At 63.5% G+C, this 15,766-nt stretch carries 16 protein-coding genes; 7 read left to right on the top strand and 9 right to left on the bottom strand.

Going from position 1 to position 15,766, the window contains the following annotated elements; genetic code table 11:
* The first annotated feature begins 187 nt into the window (after window positions 1-187).
* Entirely contained in the window at window positions 188-760 is a 573-nt protein-coding gene (locus BM419_RS27130) for an NUDIX hydrolase (protein ID WP_244540876.1), read from the top strand.
* A 26-nt stretch (window positions 761-786) separates the two neighbouring features.
* Window positions 787-936, top strand: a complete 150-nt coding sequence (locus tag BM419_RS32615) for a hypothetical protein (protein ID WP_175556382.1) — start codon at window positions 787-789, stop codon at window positions 934-936.
* 51 nt (window positions 937-987) lie between these two features.
* Here the strand turns inward: BM419_RS32615 and BM419_RS27125 are convergent, their stop codons facing one another.
* The 5 genes from BM419_RS27125 to BM419_RS27105 form a co-directional block, all read right to left on the bottom strand.
* Window positions 988-2,226 carry an HAD-IIIA family hydrolase gene (locus tag BM419_RS27125; RefSeq protein ID WP_244540875.1) on the bottom strand — a complete coding sequence of 413 codons (1,239 nt, stop codon included), beginning with the start codon at window positions 2,224-2,226 and terminating at the stop codon, window positions 988-990.
* A 10-nt stretch (window positions 2,227-2,236) separates the two neighbouring features.
* Complete coding sequence (locus tag BM419_RS27120; protein WP_091928272.1) at window positions 2,237-2,824, bottom strand: D-sedoheptulose 7-phosphate isomerase; 588 nt, start codon at window positions 2,822-2,824, stop codon at window positions 2,237-2,239.
* An 81-nt stretch (window positions 2,825-2,905) separates the two neighbouring features.
* Entirely contained in the window at window positions 2,906-3,838 is a 933-nt protein-coding gene (locus tag BM419_RS27115; RefSeq protein WP_091928254.1) for an NAD-dependent epimerase/dehydratase family protein, read from the bottom strand.
* A gap of 67 nt (window positions 3,839-3,905) precedes the next feature.
* On the bottom strand, window positions 3,906-4,907 hold the full coding sequence (locus BM419_RS27110) for a GHMP family kinase ATP-binding protein (RefSeq protein ID WP_091928253.1): 1,002 nt from the start codon (window positions 4,905-4,907) through the stop codon (window positions 3,906-3,908).
* Window positions 4,908-5,140: 233 nt separating this feature from the next.
* Window positions 5,141-5,593, bottom strand: coding sequence for a DUF4214 domain-containing protein (locus BM419_RS27105; protein ID WP_041372277.1), 453 nt, complete (start codon window positions 5,591-5,593; stop codon window positions 5,141-5,143).
* Between the two features lie 213 nt (window positions 5,594-5,806).
* Here BM419_RS27105 and BM419_RS27100 point away from each other — a divergent pair, with 213 nt between their 5' ends.
* From BM419_RS27100 to BM419_RS27085, 4 genes are all read left to right on the top strand, one after another.
* The gene (locus tag BM419_RS27100; RefSeq protein ID WP_091928252.1) at window positions 5,807-7,222 is read left to right on the top strand and encodes a phosphomannomutase; all 1,416 of its coding nucleotides are present in this window, start codon (window positions 5,807-5,809) and stop codon (window positions 7,220-7,222) included.
* A gap of 137 nt (window positions 7,223-7,359) precedes the next feature.
* The gene (locus BM419_RS27095) at window positions 7,360-7,722 is read left to right on the top strand and encodes a hypothetical protein (protein ID WP_091928251.1); all 363 of its coding nucleotides are present in this window, start codon (window positions 7,360-7,362) and stop codon (window positions 7,720-7,722) included.
* 18 nt (window positions 7,723-7,740) lie between these two features.
* A complete protein-coding gene (locus BM419_RS27090; protein WP_091928250.1) occupies window positions 7,741-8,493 on the top strand; it encodes an FkbM family methyltransferase in 753 nt (250 codons plus the stop codon).
* 10 nt (window positions 8,494-8,503) lie between these two features.
* The gene (locus BM419_RS27085) at window positions 8,504-8,833 is read left to right on the top strand and encodes a hypothetical protein (protein ID WP_091928249.1); all 330 of its coding nucleotides are present in this window, start codon (window positions 8,504-8,506) and stop codon (window positions 8,831-8,833) included.
* A gap of 747 nt (window positions 8,834-9,580) precedes the next feature.
* On the opposite strand, the gene BM419_RS32080 is transcribed toward BM419_RS27085, so the two are convergent.
* From BM419_RS32080 to BM419_RS27065, 4 genes are all read right to left on the bottom strand, one after another.
* Entirely contained in the window at window positions 9,581-10,705 is a 1,125-nt protein-coding gene (locus BM419_RS32080; RefSeq protein WP_139257131.1) for a plasmid recombination protein, read from the bottom strand.
* Between the two features lie 1,081 nt (window positions 10,706-11,786).
* Complete coding sequence (locus BM419_RS33020; protein ID WP_244540874.1) at window positions 11,787-13,511, bottom strand: AAA family ATPase; 1,725 nt, start codon at window positions 13,509-13,511, stop codon at window positions 11,787-11,789.
* A 14-nt stretch (window positions 13,512-13,525) separates the two neighbouring features.
* Window positions 13,526-13,969, bottom strand: coding sequence for a hypothetical protein (locus BM419_RS27070; RefSeq protein ID WP_139257130.1), 444 nt, complete (start codon window positions 13,967-13,969; stop codon window positions 13,526-13,528).
* A gap of 110 nt (window positions 13,970-14,079) precedes the next feature.
* Window positions 14,080-14,970 carry a hypothetical protein gene (locus tag BM419_RS27065; RefSeq protein WP_091928246.1) on the bottom strand — a complete coding sequence of 297 codons (891 nt, stop codon included), beginning with the start codon at window positions 14,968-14,970 and terminating at the stop codon, window positions 14,080-14,082.
* Window positions 14,971-15,398: 428 nt separating this feature from the next.
* Between BM419_RS27065 and BM419_RS27060 the strand changes: the two genes are divergently transcribed.
* Window positions 15,399-15,677 (top strand): hypothetical protein, encoded by a 279-nt coding sequence (locus BM419_RS27060; RefSeq protein ID WP_091928245.1) that lies wholly within the window; start codon window positions 15,399-15,401, stop codon window positions 15,675-15,677.
* Window positions 15,678-15,766: the final 89 nt, after the last annotated feature.

Raw genomic sequence — 15,766 nt, 5'->3', positions numbered from 1 at the left:
GCGCAACGCGCGGTCGCAGCTCGATCGAAGTCAGAGCCGAAAGACGAGACAGTTTTGCCATCGCGCATGTCCTTCAGCGGCGAAGATCCACAATGACCGCGGTGGATATCCGTAAGCACAAACCCCGGGTCCGCAGAAAGCAATGATCTCGACACCGAGTTGGACAGTCCGCAAATCCCACCACGTCATGAAGGATCGCTGGCTCGGTCTCCGTGCCGACGACTGTGTGACGCCGTCGGGTCACATCGTCGAGCCCTATTACGTGCTTGAGACGCCGGACATTGCCCTCGTGCTGGGCATCGACGCGGCCGATCAGGTGATCCTCGTACGCCAGTACCGCCACGCTCATGGAGGCCCGAGCCTGGAGCTTCCGGGCGGGGCCATCGACCCCGCCGACCCCGATATCCTCGCGGCCGCCGAGCGCGAGATGCGCGAGGAGACCGGCTACATCTTCGCGGATGCCGAGCACGTGGTCACCCTGAATGCGGATCCGGCCCGCTACGCCAACCGCATGCATCTCGTCCGCGCGCGCGTGACAGCGGCCGGGCCGGCGCAGCCGGATCCCGGCGAGGACATCGCCGTGTTGCGCGTACCGCGGGCCGAGGCCTTACAGCTCGCCCAGTCGGGCGCCATCGTCGGAGCCGTACACGCCGCCATGATCCTGATCGGCCTGTCCGGCACAGGATCATGTCCATCACCGGATTGTGGATCGAGCGATCGAACCGCTGACAAGACCCGCGCGTTCCGCCAATACGATTAATCGTCGGTTAAAGAGCGGATCCAAGCATGCCCGATTACGACATCCAGATCGTCGCTCCGCGAGATCGGCAAGCTGCGGACGCAGAGCGCGAGACCCTGCCCAAGCGCAAGCTCGACTGGGATCGCGCCATGCGCGAGGCCGCGGAAGCGGAACTCTCGATTCAGTCGCACGACTGAGCGTGCCGGACGGCGAAGCGTGCCCCGGCGAGCCCCCTCCTGGATCCCTTCCTACCCCGTCAGCGCGACCTCCCGCAGGAAGGCGAGCAGGTCGTCCGACCTGAAGTGATGCACGGCGAGCCCCGCCGCACGGCCGGCGGCGAGATCCGTCTCCTGATCGCCGACCAGGAAGCTGCGCGCGCGGTCGATGTCCCAATGGGCCATCAGGTCGAGGATCATGCCGGGCTCGGGCTTTCGCCATCCGTGGACCGCCCTGTAGGCCTCGACCGTCCCGTCCGGATGATAGGGGCAGTAGCGTAGATCATCGATATGCGCGCCGGCCTCGCGCAGGTCGTCCCGCATCCAGGCGGTCAGACGGGCGACGTCGGCCTCGGTGTAGAAGCCGCGGGCGACCCCCGCTTGGTTCGTGATGACGAACACGAAGTAGCCGGCATCATTCAGCGCGCGGACGGCGTCGCGCGCGCCCGCCATCCACTGGAACCGGTCCACGGAACCGACATACCCGTGGTCGTGATTGAGAACGCCGTCCCGATCGAGGAACGCGGCCGGTCTTCTCCGACGGGCCGGGATCTCTTCCTGGGCTCGGGCGTAACTCTCGGGCACGCCGATATCGAGGAAGTAGCCGTCGTGGGCCTCGCCCACTACGCGGCCCTCGGCGACCAACGCGGGCAGGACGTCCCGTTCCAGTGAGCAAGCCGGCGGCAGGCCGGTGAGTGCATCGCGGCGCACCAGGTAGACGCCGGCGTTGACGAGGCCGGGGCCCGGCTCAGGCGGCCGCTCGAGGAAGGCTGTGATCCGGACGCCGTCGAGGAGCGCGACGCCGTAACGCGCGGCGTCCGGCACACGACGAAGCGACAGGACCATCGCCGCCTTGGGGTGACGCGCCGCCATGGCGGGCAAGGACAGCAGGTTCACGTCGAACCACGAGTCGCCGTTCAGCAGGAGAAAGGTCTCGTCGGCCTCGGGAAGGGCGTGCACGACGGCGCCCCCGGTCCCGGCCTGCTCCGGCTCGACCGAGACCCGCAGCGTCATGCCGAAGCGTCGCGCGACTGGATTGTCGGCGGCGTAGGCGCGGATCATCTCGCTGTGGAACGAGGCCAGCAGCACGATCTCGGTGAAGCCGTGGCGGCCTAGCTCGAACAGCAGCACGTCCAGGAACGGCTCCCCGGCCACGGGCAGCAGCGGCTTGGGCATTGCCGAGGTCAGCACGCCGAGGCGCGTGCCGAAGCCGCCGCACAGGATCATGGCTTGCCGGACGGGGCGGCCGCCGTTCCGCTCTGGCTCGGTCACAGGCCGTCCCTCACGCTGCCGTCCCGCGCGGGAACAGATTTTCCTCGACGAGGCCGCACACGATGTGCGCGGCGGTGATGTGAACCTGCTGGATCAGCGGCGTGGCGTCCGACGGCGCGTGCAGGCAGGCATCCGCCCGCTCGGGCATCGCCCCGCCCGTCGCACCCGTGAAGGCGACGACCCGCAGACCCAGGCCGCGTGCCGCGTCCATCGCCTTCAGCACGCTCGGCGACCGCCCCGACGTGGAGAGCGCGAGCAGGACGTCGCCCGGCCGCCCGAGGGCCAGAACCTGCCGCTCGAACACGTGCTCGTAGCCGTAATCGTTGCCGATCGCGGTGATCACCGAGGTGTCGGTGGTCAGCGCCACGGCCGCAGCCGGCGGCCGGTCGTAGTTGAGCCGCGAGACGAACTCGCCCGCGATGTGCTGCGCGTCGGCAGCACTGCCGCCATTGCCGATCGTCAGGAGTTTGCCACCGCCGCGCAGGGATGCCGTCACGAGATCGGCGATCTCGGCGAGGGTCGCGTGGAAGCGGGAATCGTCGAGAGCGGCCTGGAAGGTGTCACGGGTCTGCGTGAGAAAATCGACGATCGCGCTCATGATCACCTCGGTCCGTTCCCGCACCGGCCGCCTTGTCGGGCCGACCGGCTGGGCGTTCGCTGTAGGCTCCGCTGATCCCGATCAGACGTTGGCGAACCGCGAGTTGCGGATCATCCGGAAGCCCTTGATCAGCTCCTTGATGCCCCGGTCGAGGTCGAAATCGGGGAACCAGCCGGTCGCCTCAAGCTTCTCGTTGGAAACGATGTAGTCGCGCTTGTCCGGATCCTCGCCGATCGGGGCCTCGACGTAGACGAAGTTCGGAACGTGCGTCTTGATGCGCTCGCAGAGTTCCAGCTTCGACAGGTTGGCGCTGGACAGGCCGAGATTGTACGCCTCGCCGCGCATCCGGTCGTAATTGTCCATCGCTTGGATGAAGCCTTTGGCGACGTCGCGGATGTGGATGTAGTTGCGCTTGAAGTGGCCCTCGAAGACCAGGAGCGCTCGGTCGGTCACGGCCCGGTGCGTGAAGTCGTTGACGAGGAGGTCGAGCCGCATGCGCGGCGCCATGCCGAACACCGTTGCGAGCCGCAGGCTGACGCCGCGGCCGCTGTCGAGCACGGCCTTCTCGGCCTCAACCTTGGTGGTGCCGTAGAGCGAGATCGGCCGCAAGGGCGATTCCTCGGTGCAGAACTTGCCGGCCTCGCCGACGCCGTAGCCCGAGTTGGTCGTCGGGTAGACGATCCTCTGCTCGCCGCCCGCGCGCTCGACCAGGGCGATCACGGCGTCACGGTTGAGCGTCGTGGCGCCGATCGCGTCCTCCTTGCACAGGGGCGCACCGACCAGGGCGGCGAGGGGGATGAGCACGTCGTGCTTCGGGATCAGCTCGTCCAGGATGCGCGTGTCGCGCGCGTCACCCTTGATCGGCTCGAACGTGTCGTACTGGCAAGCCGAGAACAGGTCCGGGGCGCCGGACTTGAACGTGTCGAGCACCGTCACGTGATGCCCGCGCTCCAGAAGCATCGGCACCAGGATCGTCCCGATGTAACCCGCGCCGCCGGTGATCAGAATTCGCATCGTTGCCTCTCGTCGCGATGGGTCCGCGGCCCGGCTGCGGCCGGGCTGGGGCCTGTGAGGACGCCGCTCAGCGCGTCTGGCGATAGATCAGGGTGGACCCGTCGACGTCGATGCCGATCGGAACGACGGACAGCGGCGCGACCCGCTCGATCAGGGCCGGAAGCCGATCGGGATCGATCAGAGCGAGGAAGAAGCCCCCCCCGCCCGCGCCGCACAGCTTCGCCCCGTAAGCCCCCGACGCGATGATCGCTTCGAACAGATCGTCGAGCACCGCGTTCGAGACCTCACGCGACAGGGTCCGCTTGATGCGCCACGAGGCGGAGAGCATCTCGCCGAGTTGCGCGAGCCAGCCGCTCGTCCCCGCTTCGAGCAGAGAGACGCATTCCTCGACGAGGCGGTAGAGTTCGGACAATTCCTTGTCGATCGCGCGCGCGCGCGTCACGGCGATCTGCGCGGCGACCGTCGTCGTCGCGCGCCGCGCGATGCCCGTATGGACCAGCACCATCGACGCGTTGAGTTGCTGAATGGCGGCGGAACTCATCTGAACGGGCGAGATCCGTATGGCGGAGCCGCTGAAATCGAACCGGTTGATCCCGCCGAAGGCCGCGTGCAGCTGGTCCTGCACGCCGACATTCTCGCGCAGGATCTCGCGCTCGACGTGTATCGCCTTCTTGGCGAGTTCGATCTTTGTAGGTTTCTGATTTTGAATCGCGTATATCGTTCTCAGAAATCCCACGGTGAACGCTGAGGACGAACCGAGACCGCTACCTGCCGCAGGCAAATCGGAGATGATGCTCATATCGAGCCGTCGATTGACGTCGAAATATTTGAGCACCTCTCGCACCACCGGATGCTCGATCTCGTCGATGTGACCGCAATGCTCGACGCGGGAGTAGCTCAATCTATAATTATAATCCTGACACCCTATCAAATCCAGCGCGGCTATGATGATGTACTTGTCAATAGCGGCGCCGACGACCGCTCCAGGCGCCCGCTCAAAATATTCCGGGTAATCTGTGCCGCCGCCGAACAGGCTTATTCGAAGCGGCGTCCGAGTCACGGTCAGCATGAAGGTATTCCGCCGCTCCTATCCGCCCAGGCAGATCTCAGACGCACTGCCCCCACGCGAAAGGCGACAGCGCGCGATCTATCGATCCATATCTCGACTCTATCAACACATTCTTGTGCGCGGGCGATATATTTTAGCGCTCTATCGAATACGTCCTGGCGAAGCCTCATATTGTCACAAGTACTTCGATCACATGTATTGGCCCGCACACAACAAATATATGCGAGTCTGAATTAATTCAGTGACGCACGGAATTCCTCTGAACTGATGACGGTCCCCAGAAGTTGCCTCCGGGAGATCTTTCCCGCATTCAGCTGGGCAGACCAATGCCGCAGCGCATCGTCCTCCGCGTCCCGTCCCAGAACGATACGGTACAGATCCATCACGAACGGCATGGTGTGCTTCCCCGACTGCTGCTGATCAAAGGCACCGGATTGGATGTACTCGACAAGCAGCAGCGAACGGCTTCGCCCGCGCGGCGAACTTGTGATCACGTCGCAGATCGCGCGGCTCAATTGAGGGGGCCACTCGTCGAGGTTCTGGCGCAGAAAGGAGGCCACGTTCCCGATCGCCTCGATCTCATCGACCGCCACGAGGTGCCCCAGTCGCCGCGTTTCGGCGACACGCTCCGACAAGGCAATCGTCAAACTGACCACGTTCGAGAGATCGAGACCCTGCGAATGCATCCTGACCACAGCCGAAACTTGGAGGTGAGCTCGCAGGACTCAATGCTGGGATCATGGTTAAGAGAGGGTAAACGGTATTGCGCAGAGGCGCGTGCGGCGCCTTCGTGAAGGATCCCGTGCGCGAGCCCGGCTCCCGTCGCGGGACGTTGTGATGCACGGCGTTTCGCGGCATCAGTGATCGATCCCAACTCAATCGACACTGACGGAACCGCCGTGAGCAGCCTGAGATTCGGTACGAGTGGCTTGAGGGGTCTGGTGACGGACCTCGTCGGAGGGCCGGCCTACGCCTATGCCAGCGCGTTCTTCCGCTCCATGTCGGGCGAAGCCCCCCGGGCAGTCGTGATCGGGCGGGACCTGCGCGACAGTAGCCCGAGCATCGCCGCGACGGTGGCGGATGCCGCTGCGGCAACGGGCTTCACGGCGATCGAATGCGGCGCCCTCCCGACACCGGCCCTCGCCCTCGAGGCGATGCGGCGCGGCGCCTGGGCAGTCATGATCACGGGCAGCCACATCCCGGAGGATCGCAACGGACTCAAATTCTACCGGCCCGACGGAGAGATCACGAAGGCGGACGAGGCGGCAATCTTGGCCGCTCTGGACCGCGGCGCACACGCCGGCGTGTCGGCGGAACGGACCCCTGCCACACCCGAACCCCGCGCCCTGGCCCGCTACCAGCACCGCTATATCGACGCATTCCCGTCCGAGATGCTGGCTGGCCTGCGCATCGCGGTCTACCAGCAGAGTTCCGTCGCCCGCGATCTCCTGGCCGATCTGCTCACCGGCTTCGGCGCACAGGTCACGACGATCGGCCGGTCCGAGACTTTCGTGCCCATCGACACCGAGGCACATCGGCCCGAGGATATCGCGTTCATTCGCGACGCGATGGCCTCGGGCGATTTCGACGCGCTCGTGACCACCGATGGCGACGCCGACCGTCCTCTCATCGCCGATGAGGTGGGCCGGATCGTGCGTGGCGACGTGCTCGGCCTGATTACGGCACGCTTCCTCGGGGCCGACGCGGTCGTGGTGCCCGTGACGGCCGGTTCGGCGCTGGAGCGTTCCGGCGGCTTCAGGCAGGTCCTGCGCACGAGAGTGGGCTCGCCCTACGTCATCGCCGGCATGGAACAGGCGCGGCGCTCCGGTGCGGCCATCGTGGCGGGCTTCGAGGCGAATGGCGGCTTCCTGCTCGGCTCGGACATCGCACGCGACGGCAGGACCCTTCCAGCCCTGCCGACGCGCGATGCCATGCTGCCGATCCTGGCGACACTGGCCGCGACGCGCGCGGCCGGCACCTCGCTGGCCGACCTCGTGACCTCCCTCGATGCGGGGGAGATGGCGAGCGACCGGCTCCCCAACACACCGTCCGAACGGAGCAGCGCCTTCCTGGGCCGCTTGCGCGAGGAGGCCTTCCGGGTGTCGTTCCTCCGACCGATCGGAGCGCCGGAATCCATCGACGAGCAGGATGGGATCCGGATCGAGCTGGACGGCGGGCGGACGATCCACTTCCGGGCTTCCGGCAACGCGCCGGAGTTGCGCTGCTACGTTGAGGCCAAGTCGGGGACCGAGGCTCAGGATCTCGTGCGATGGGGCCTCGCGGCAGCCGCCACCGCCATGGCCGAAGCGATCTAGAGAACAGGGATTGCCGTGCCATCTCAGTAACCGGTCCACCTCGGTGGCGTGATCACGGAAGGCCGCTTCCCCTTGACGCCGAGGTGTCACCAACCGCGTTCCGAACCCGTCCCCTCCCGGGCCTGTTGAGCTACCGAATGCCGAAGAATCTCGCTCACGACATTGACACGAAGTTCATTCGTCAGATCCAGCAGCAACAGATCGAACTGTCGCTGCTGCGGGCCGAACGCGACAGCGCCGTGCGCGACCGCGATCTGGCCCAGGCGCGGTCCGAAGGCCATACGAAGCTAATCGACGCCTTGTTGAAGAGCCTTCGTCCCTACGGGTTCAGCCGTAAAGGGTTCCTGTCCGCTATTCGTAAGGCGGCCCAGACCATCCCCGACCACGGCGTTGATTCGGTTCAGCACACGGTCCTGTTCGACGGCTCAAATCGGATCCTACAGACGCGGCACGGCGCCTCGATCCGCCCGTTCCAGACCCGCCCCATCGATCCCAAGTAACAGGTTGAGCAGAGAGCCATGGATGTCGAGCTCCTGACGGTGTTCAATGCACTGGTCAATCTCAGGGATAATCTGGAAGCGCCGCCGCATATCGTAAGCTCGGAGCTCGATTTCCTGTCATTTGCGGCGAAGAGAGCACCCCTTTCCAACGCGCAGCTTCTACAGGATCTTTGGGCGCTGTACGAATTGAATGAGAAGCGGAACGGATATTTCGTCGAATTTGGTGCCTGCGATGGTATAAGCCTGAGCAACACGCTTCTTCTCGAGAAGGCCTATGGCTGGCAGGGCGCTCTCGCCGAGCCTGCCCGCGCTTGGCATGCGGCATTGTATGATAACCGAAACTGCTACATCACTGACAAGTGCGTTCACAAGACCAATGGCGTCGAAGTCTTGTTCAATGAGGTTAATATCGGCGAGCTGTCCGGGATGGATGAATTCGCAGCAGGCGATTTTCATTCCCAATTTCGTCAAGATGGGCGACAATACCCAGTCCAAACAATCTCGCTGGACCGTTTTCTCTCGGAGGCGCGGGCTCCGAAGCAGATCGACTACATGAGCATCGATGTGGAGGGCGGAGAGTTCGACGTCCTGGAGAACTTCGATTTTACAAGCTACGACATCGCGCTGATAAGCGTCGAACACAACTTCTCCGACAGCCGCGACAAGATATATGGCCTTCTGACCGGACTCGGCTATCGCCGACGATTCCGGCAACTCTCTCTGTTCGATGATTGGTACGCCCGACCTGATCTGGTCGCAGCATCGACCTAACGGAGCCGGCATGGCAGCACAGACCGCGATCGAGATCCTCGACTCGATGTTCGACCTTTTCAAGCAGATGGGCAGCGGGATCGCACTCGACTTGCACTGGCTAGAGATCGCCCAGCGCCTTCACCGTGTACGCGCTGAAGCGACTTGGTCGGGCGATTTGGATTTTGTCGCCACCAAGCTAAAGGCTCAAGCTGCCTATTATGCCACGACCTACAGGCAGCCCAACGGGTCCGAGCATATGCGGCGACTCAACGCCGAGAGACTCGAGGAGGTTGTCAAATGCTACTCGATCCTACGCGCACATCTTGAGCAACAAATTCCGTTATCTCAGCATGTCTAAACTTGTAATTAAAATCGAAAATTGAGATCGGTCGTAAGTCGATCAAAGCCGACGAAATTAGGATGAGAAAATACGTTTAGCGCGAGCCGGCATAACAATATAAATGCGCGCTCAAATTAACGAAGGTCTATCAATATGAAATATTTTGGCGCAGACAATTTCGGCGAATTGATCGTTAATTATAAGGATTCCAGATTTTTGCGCCCTATCGATCAAAATTACATGGCTATCCTTGGTGCGTGGGCAGAACGCAGTCAATATTAAATCATTAATAAAATTGACATCAGCTCGGTGGCTGGGAACGCTGCCTGGCTGGCGGACTATTTGGCGGAGCAGGCAGGCTTGCGCTTGGGCTCGCGGCAGAGCAGTTGAAAAATTAGCCCTCTCTGTCACCAAATACGGCGCCGCGAGGTTGCCGACCGACGCGGAGCAATTTTTGGTCGATGGTCCGACCAGAACTATGTGCATCACCTGCGCAAATCTCAGCACGCGCGATGACGATGCAATCGAATCTTAATAGTGCAGCATCGCTCGCCGACTTCAATGCATCTTCCAACGCATAGTCCATGGCTTGCCCGAGCGAGTGCTTGAGCTTCGGCCTAACGCGAAGCTGCAAGCATTGCAGTTCATCACAGCCAGGACGATCTGGCCGCAACCATCCGGGTTTTCTCCCGCCGCAACAGCCGCATATCTGGCGTGGCCAGACCCATTATCGAAGCGCATTCCACATAGATTTTGAAATCAAACTCAGAATTGGCTCGGGGAAGGATGCCTAGCGTGGTCGCCATTTCTGGCCTCTCCTGATCGAGCCGCCTCAGCTTGGATGTATCCAAGGACTGTCATTAGTCCAGCGGGCAGGCCCGGAGTGATTGCCTCCCACAACGCGGATCTTTCGGCGGCATCAAGATTCATGTCGGGAAAGAGGCGAAGCTCACCGCTCTCTGCACAATGCTCAACGGCGACGATCCTACCATCGGTCAGCGCATCGATCCCGATCGCGATAGCGTTGAGGGCGTCATCAACCTTAGCTCGGGCCTCCGCCACGATCCCTTCTCTTTCGGCTGCCATCCCAGCAACGAAACGAGTGATCTTCTCCTCCGCGATTTCCAGCCGTCGCTCGCGGGCATCCAGAACTGCCCGCTCTTCGGCGAGATCCTGCGCCGCTATGGCCTTGGCCTCGTCGCGCGCCGCATCTACCAGCCGGCCGTAACGCTCTGGATCGAGGTGCTCGGCGGGCTGATCGACCTTGCGCGTGCCGCGATGAAGCGTGCGATCCAGAGTCTTGGCGGCGTGAGCTGCCCATGAAGTCTGAAGCGCGCCGAACGCGGTTGGGTCCTTTGGATGTAGAGCACGGTGCGCTTCGAGTGCGGCCGTCACCGACACGATGGTGACATCATCTTTGAACCGATTTAGCTTTGCAGCGCGGGTCGGCGCGGCCACGATGTCCACGACCCCGCCGCCCTTCTCATCGAGATCCTGCCGCCAGGCCACGATGCAGGGCCTCCCCCCGCCAAGTGCTCGCTGGACCCAGTCCACAGCTTGTTGAGCCAACTGAACGTTCCGCGTATTTTGGGGATCGTGCAATTCGCCGACCTCAGTGATCCAGCCGGGGCTGACGCTCACGAGGACGTGGAGGCCGATCGGCGCGCGTCCGTATAGTCGGGCACCGTTTGCTTTGAGGAAGCCTTCGAGCGCCTTCGAGAGATCCAGCGGGTTCTCCGCATAGTCCGATCCCGAGCGGTTGAGCGGCGTTCGAGCCGGGTCCACACGCGCCTTGCTGCTGGGATCAAGCCGCAGACCGTGCGACGCGATGCGGGCTAGCTCACTGCGGTCTCGGATACGTTCGACACGGACACATGTGAAATGTGTCATGGTTCGCGCCCCCTGGCCTGTTCGTTTCTCTAGCTTGGCCAGGTGCGACGAAAATCGCGATGGTCCCTGATGAGTCGTAACCTCAAGGGTCAGCGTCGGACCTCGTTTATGAGCACCTCATGCTTGGAGGGATCGCTCCTGGGCAACATCTCCCGTCCGATGCGAAGCGGAAAAATTCTATCCCAATCCCGAGCGGGTTCGGGGATAGGTTCAGGACCCACTAGGGGACCTAGTGAGCGCCATGGCCGAGGTCACGCCGATCTAAATTTTTCGCTTCCGATTTTCATCGCCGTCAGCGCCTATCCTCCCGGCATACCGCGAGGTCCCAACCATGGCTGCCGGAACCTTCAATTTGAAGCGCTTCTTCGTTGCGAAGGCAGCGGTGTTGCAGGAGGCCTCCCGGATTCTGAGGCCACGCGGAGAGGGCGCTCGAGCTTCGATCACCATCCTTGGCGACACCATTGGATATGCCGCTGATCTCGACGCACGGGTTCATGAGGCTCGGACCGTGACCATGAGTGGCGTCGTCAAGCGATTGCCGGCCCACATGAAGGTCGCAACTGTCGATATCGGCCCGGCGCTCGACGCCAGCACGGGAGGCGAACTGTCGCCATCCACGATTCGCGCCTCGATCCTGGCACAACACGGGGAAGCCGCCCGTGCGGCGATCCTCCACCGTGATGGGCCAGAACCTATCGTCGTAGTCATGCTCGAACCTGAGGATCAACAGTTCCGTGCGCGCCGAGCATTCGATCCCTTGTGGCGTGAGACTTCTGTAAAGGTCGGTGTTTCCGGCAGCGCAGTTTGGCAGGCTGGCGACGTCAGGGAAAAAGTGTCTCAAGGGAAGACCCGAGAGAGCTCAAACGAATCTGAAGAAGAAATCTCGATATCAGTTGCAATCGTTAATGGTGACGAAAATTCATCAGAAATATCTAAAAGCTACAAACTCGATGATTGTGCAAGCTTTTCTCAACCTATTCAGCACGACAGAATGCACGATCATTGCAGAGTCACGGCTCATACGGGTGCAAGAATAGAACCGGACAGAGATATACCCTATCCAGCAATCAATCATGTCAATCTATTGTCGCACAGCGAGAGTTTCACGCGCATTGACAACAGCCTCGACCAAGCGAATCAGTCGCCTGACCGAGCCGCCTCGCCAGGACCGTCGAAGCAACGCGATCTCCTCGCCGTCGAGCGGCGCAATGAAGGCGGGAGCGAGCTCATGGTCGGCCGCGATTCCTGCCAGGACCGGTTCGAGCAGAGCATCGAGATCTGCGTGGCTCGGGGCGGGCATTTCCAACACGCGCAGGCGATCAAGCAGAGGGGCGGGCAAGTTGCCGATCTCATTGCCAGTGGCCAGCCACGAGACACGGCTGATATCAGTCTCCGTCTGGAAACAAGGGTCTTGGTAGGTTCGGGCGGTCTCCGGTTCGAGCATCGAAAGCAGGGCATCCCAGAGCCTACCGTGATCCGAACGAGTCGCGGATTTCTCCAATTCATCGATCTGCATCAGGGGGTTAGCACTACCGGTCCGAGCTACCGCCATGATCGGATGCGCCGGTTCCGATGTCGCCCAACGGCGGTCGAGGCCACCCAGCGATGCGCCGGCGTCGCGCGTCGCATCGACTCGCCACAACCCCAGCCCGAGATGGAAGGCAATCCTGGCGATGAGGCGAGTCTTGCCGGCTCCCGGCGGGCCGATCAGCAGGGTCGGCCGGAACGTGGTGTACTCACGTCCGATCAGGTCGGCCAGAAGCCTGTCGATCGTGACCTGAGCGTAAGGAAATTCGAAGACGAGCCGCGTGCGCGCGGCTGCGAGATCAGGCACGGCGACAAGCGGGAGCGGCTTGCCGATGATGTGCTCATAACCGCGGGCAATGGATTTGCCGCGGTCACTCCCGGTCTCCTGGATCGCCGGAACGACGAGGACGTGGCCTTTGGGCACTTCCGCGGGTGGGGCAACGGCATCCGGCAGCTGTGGCGTGGTGTCGATGGTCGCCGCCTTCTCGCGCCGGCGCGCCTCGCTTTTTTTGACGAGCTGAGCCTCGATCTTCTTCCATCTGCGCCGCTCCCGCGTCGCCGCGCTGTCTGCGACGGGTCGTGTCAAGACCTCCCCAACGGGCACGAGCGCGTGGACGAGTGCCACGTCGCTGGCGAAGGCATCATCGGCGCCACAGGCCAAGGTGGCAGCAGCGGCGATGGCGCTGCTCGTCTTCTCGGAGAACGTCAGAAGCGCGTCCGTGAGCGCGTCGTGCCAAGCTGCCTGCAGCGCGACAGCGAGATCGGTCGCGCCGGCAACGTCCGAATCGTCACCCTGCCCAGCGACGCGTCCGATAGTGAGGCGCGTCTGCGCCTCGGCCAGCGCTGCAACTCCTTGCCGGAGGTCGAGAACCGCTTCGCGTTCCAGCCACAGGGGCTGGGCCAAGCGCGCTGCAGCTCTGCGATCATCGCCGGCGCAGGACAACAGCATCGCGACATCGGCCAACGCCCGCGCCACAGGCTGATCGTGCTCCACTGCCCACACGTCGAGGAACCGGATCAGAGCGGATCGTCGGGCTATCCATCGACGGTCACGCCACAAACCGCCTTCCGAAGAGGCCGCCCCGATCCAGGCGGAGACCAGCGCCTCGGCATCCGGGGCAAGGGTGGTGATCTCGAGGGCGAGTTCGGAGCAAGCAGAAGCCACGCGCAGATCCTGAGCGAGGCAGGCGCGCAGGCGGCGCGGAAGCATCGGCTCGAGCAGGCGACGTGCCGCCTCGGGGTCGATCTGCAGGGCAGGGGGTGTCGAAGAGAACGCCATCGGCTTCCTTCCTTTCAGCGGGCGACGCAGACGCGGTCGGCACCGCGGCGCGGAGCGGAGCACCAAGCGTGGGCGAGGCAGAGCACCTCGAGATCAGCCCGGCGTCGAGCGCGCCGCCCGAGCACGTGCACGAGCAGGTCAATGCAAGAGCCGTCACCCCGCGCTGCGCACAGGCAGATCGCCGACATCGCCGGATCGAGGCGCCCAGGAAAGGCGATGGCCTCGGCGAGGACGTTGAGTGCGATATGGATCGCAGCCGCCGAATCACCCCGGCAAGCGGCGGACCAGTCGGGGGACGGCAGGGGCTGCGCGGCATTCAGGGCAGCGGACAGGCGGCATTGCGCCGCCATATCGAGCGCCTCAGGGGCGAGGACGCGCCACCAGAACAACGGCAGCGAGAGGCTGGCCGCGTCAGTTGTACCGGAGAGGTGGGCATCGGGGTCACGAGCGAGTGTCATTGAGACAGACCTGGAGAACGCGCCGGCGCGCAGGCGCACGGTGCGGGATTGATGGAGAGCGGGATGGACGCATCGGGTCGCGGCCGCGACCCGATGCCAGCGCGGTGCGGTCAGGGCGCGAGCGGCCCGGGCGAGTGCGGGTGTTTGACGATCTCAGGAACGGCGAGGCTCGCCAACGCCATCGTCAGAAGGTCCGGCACAGCCGCGCGCAATCGGGCTTGAAGCGCCGCCGTCACAGTCTCGAGCGCGGCCAAGACCGGGGTCGCGAACAGCTGATCTATGGCCGGTCCGCTCACCGTAAGGTCATCACCGTACCCGGCTCGTCCATAGACGTCGATCAGCACCGCGCGGATTTGCGCGACCTCAAAGCCGAGTGAAGCCAGAAACGAGCGGCCCTGGACCTGCGCGCACCGCAGTACCCATTCGACTTGGTGTATTTTCCTAGCCTCATTTTTTCCGGAGCCTCTCTTGACCTCGGCGATGATGGCTCGGCTCTCTTTCCGGTCGACGACGATCAGGTCGAGAAATACCGACTGCGCGACGGCGCCCGCGAGTTCGATCGAGGTCTGGTTGAGCTGGGCGACGCTGCTGGCGCGGACGAGCTCCTGGGTCGGAACGGTGATCGGCATCGCGACGTTGCGGAGCACCATGTAGCGCCCGCTTCGCTCCAGGACGTCCGTGATGGCCGCCTCGATGAGGGACCCGTGCCTCTTGACCATGGAGGCCAGCACGGATCCGAGTTGCGACAAGCCTGGTCCGAGCAGCGGATCGGGCACGAAGGTCGCCCGGAAGGCGCCGTCGAGCGCGGCCTGGGCTGCGGCCATCAGTTCGGGTGCGCAGATCTGCGGGATCGCGGGCTGGACGTGGCCGCAGCCGAGGGCCGCGGCGCTGCCGAGCGGGACGGTGATCCGGCTGGTGGTCGTAGATCCAGGCTGCCTACGCGCGGCCAAACGCTGTCGGCCGCCGCGCTGGGCGGCGGGATGGGGGATGACGATGGTCATGGATGGTTTCCGTCCAGGCGACGCCAACCCGCGCGCCCTCACCGAATGGCAGGGCGACGAACGGATTCGTTTTTCGCAGCCTCAGGCCTGCGGTGACGAGGGCGTCAGGATTGCGGGATAGCGAGGGGACGCTGAGGCACGGCGTATCGCGTGCCAGCGCACCATCAGGCGATCAGGCGGGTTGCCGGGACGGGGGGTGGGACTGCCCAGATTTCATGCATCGGGGCAGTTTCGTCGGCGCGATAACGCCGGTAGGGAAGGTCTCAGCCATAGTCTGTATCCTCAGATGATACGGATCGTGGTCAGGCCGGCACTCGGTGCTGCTAACACCGGTGCTGGCCGCCCCCTGCTAAAGAGCGGCGCGGCGTGTGCGTGTGGTCTGCCAGGGACGAACTTGGCGTGGATCGGCGCCTTTGAGAAGGCCGCAGATGCGGCAATATGATCTTGAGGAAGTCCTTCCTGTCGCGATCGTTAACGGAAGCCTGGCGCGCCATTTCCTTGTTGCGGGTGAGCGCTTCACATCGCATGATTGCCTGACGGACGGGTGGCAGATTGTCGCCAGCATATTCTTGTTCAGCGCGCTGATCTCACCGATCCGCACAGATCAACGTGGCGACATTTGCCTGTGTGATCATATCAGAGACACAGTGGATGCCATGCTGGATCGCCGCGGGATCATCGTGAGCGGGTATGTGGCGAACCTCTAAGAGCCCGTCCGGTAAGGGTCTGAGGCGGGGTTGAGTGGCCGGGATGGCGATGATTCCAGGGGGGTGCTGAAGCCTGACCTGGAAGCGCC

Source organism: Methylobacterium sp. yr668, from assembly GCF_900116245.1.
GTDB lineage: Bacteria > Pseudomonadota > Alphaproteobacteria > Rhizobiales > Beijerinckiaceae > Methylobacterium.
This window is presented reverse-complemented; position numbering and strand designations above follow the sequence as displayed.

Excerpts from the sequence above, each read along its gene's own strand:
- BM419_RS27115 (WP_091928254.1), bottom strand. The coding sequence starts at position 3,838 with ATGCGAATTCTGATCACCGGCGGCGCGGGTTACATCGGGACGATCCTG.
- BM419_RS27065 (WP_091928246.1), bottom strand. The coding sequence starts at position 14,970 with ATGACCATCGTCATCCCCCATCCCGCCGCCCAGCGCGGCGGCCGACAG.
- BM419_RS32080 (WP_139257131.1), bottom strand. The coding sequence starts at position 10,705 with ATGACACATTTCACATGTGTCCGTGTCGAACGTATCCGAGACCGCAGT.
- BM419_RS27085 (WP_091928249.1), top strand. The coding sequence starts at position 8,504 with ATGGCAGCACAGACCGCGATCGAGATCCTCGACTCGATGTTCGACCTT.
- BM419_RS32615 (WP_175556382.1), top strand. The coding sequence starts at position 787 with ATGCCCGATTACGACATCCAGATCGTCGCTCCGCGAGATCGGCAAGCT.
- BM419_RS27120 (WP_091928272.1), bottom strand. The coding sequence starts at position 2,824 with ATGAGCGCGATCGTCGATTTTCTCACGCAGACCCGTGACACCTTCCAG.
- BM419_RS27110 (WP_091928253.1), bottom strand. The coding sequence starts at position 4,907 with ATGCTGACCGTGACTCGGACGCCGCTTCGAATAAGCCTGTTCGGCGGC.
- BM419_RS27060 (WP_091928245.1), top strand. The coding sequence starts at position 15,399 with ATGCGGCAATATGATCTTGAGGAAGTCCTTCCTGTCGCGATCGTTAAC.
- BM419_RS27090 (WP_091928250.1), top strand. The coding sequence starts at position 7,741 with ATGGATGTCGAGCTCCTGACGGTGTTCAATGCACTGGTCAATCTCAGG.
- BM419_RS33020 (WP_244540874.1), bottom strand. The coding sequence starts at position 13,511 with ATGGCGTTCTCTTCGACACCCCCTGCCCTGCAGATCGACCCCGAGGCG.
- BM419_RS27105 (WP_041372277.1), bottom strand. The coding sequence starts at position 5,593 with ATGCATTCGCAGGGTCTCGATCTCTCGAACGTGGTCAGTTTGACGATT.
- BM419_RS27070 (WP_139257130.1), bottom strand. The coding sequence starts at position 13,969 with ATGACACTCGCTCGTGACCCCGATGCCCACCTCTCCGGTACAACTGAC.
- BM419_RS27130 (WP_244540876.1), top strand. The coding sequence starts at position 188 with ATGAAGGATCGCTGGCTCGGTCTCCGTGCCGACGACTGTGTGACGCCG.
- BM419_RS27095 (WP_091928251.1), top strand. The coding sequence starts at position 7,360 with ATGCCGAAGAATCTCGCTCACGACATTGACACGAAGTTCATTCGTCAG.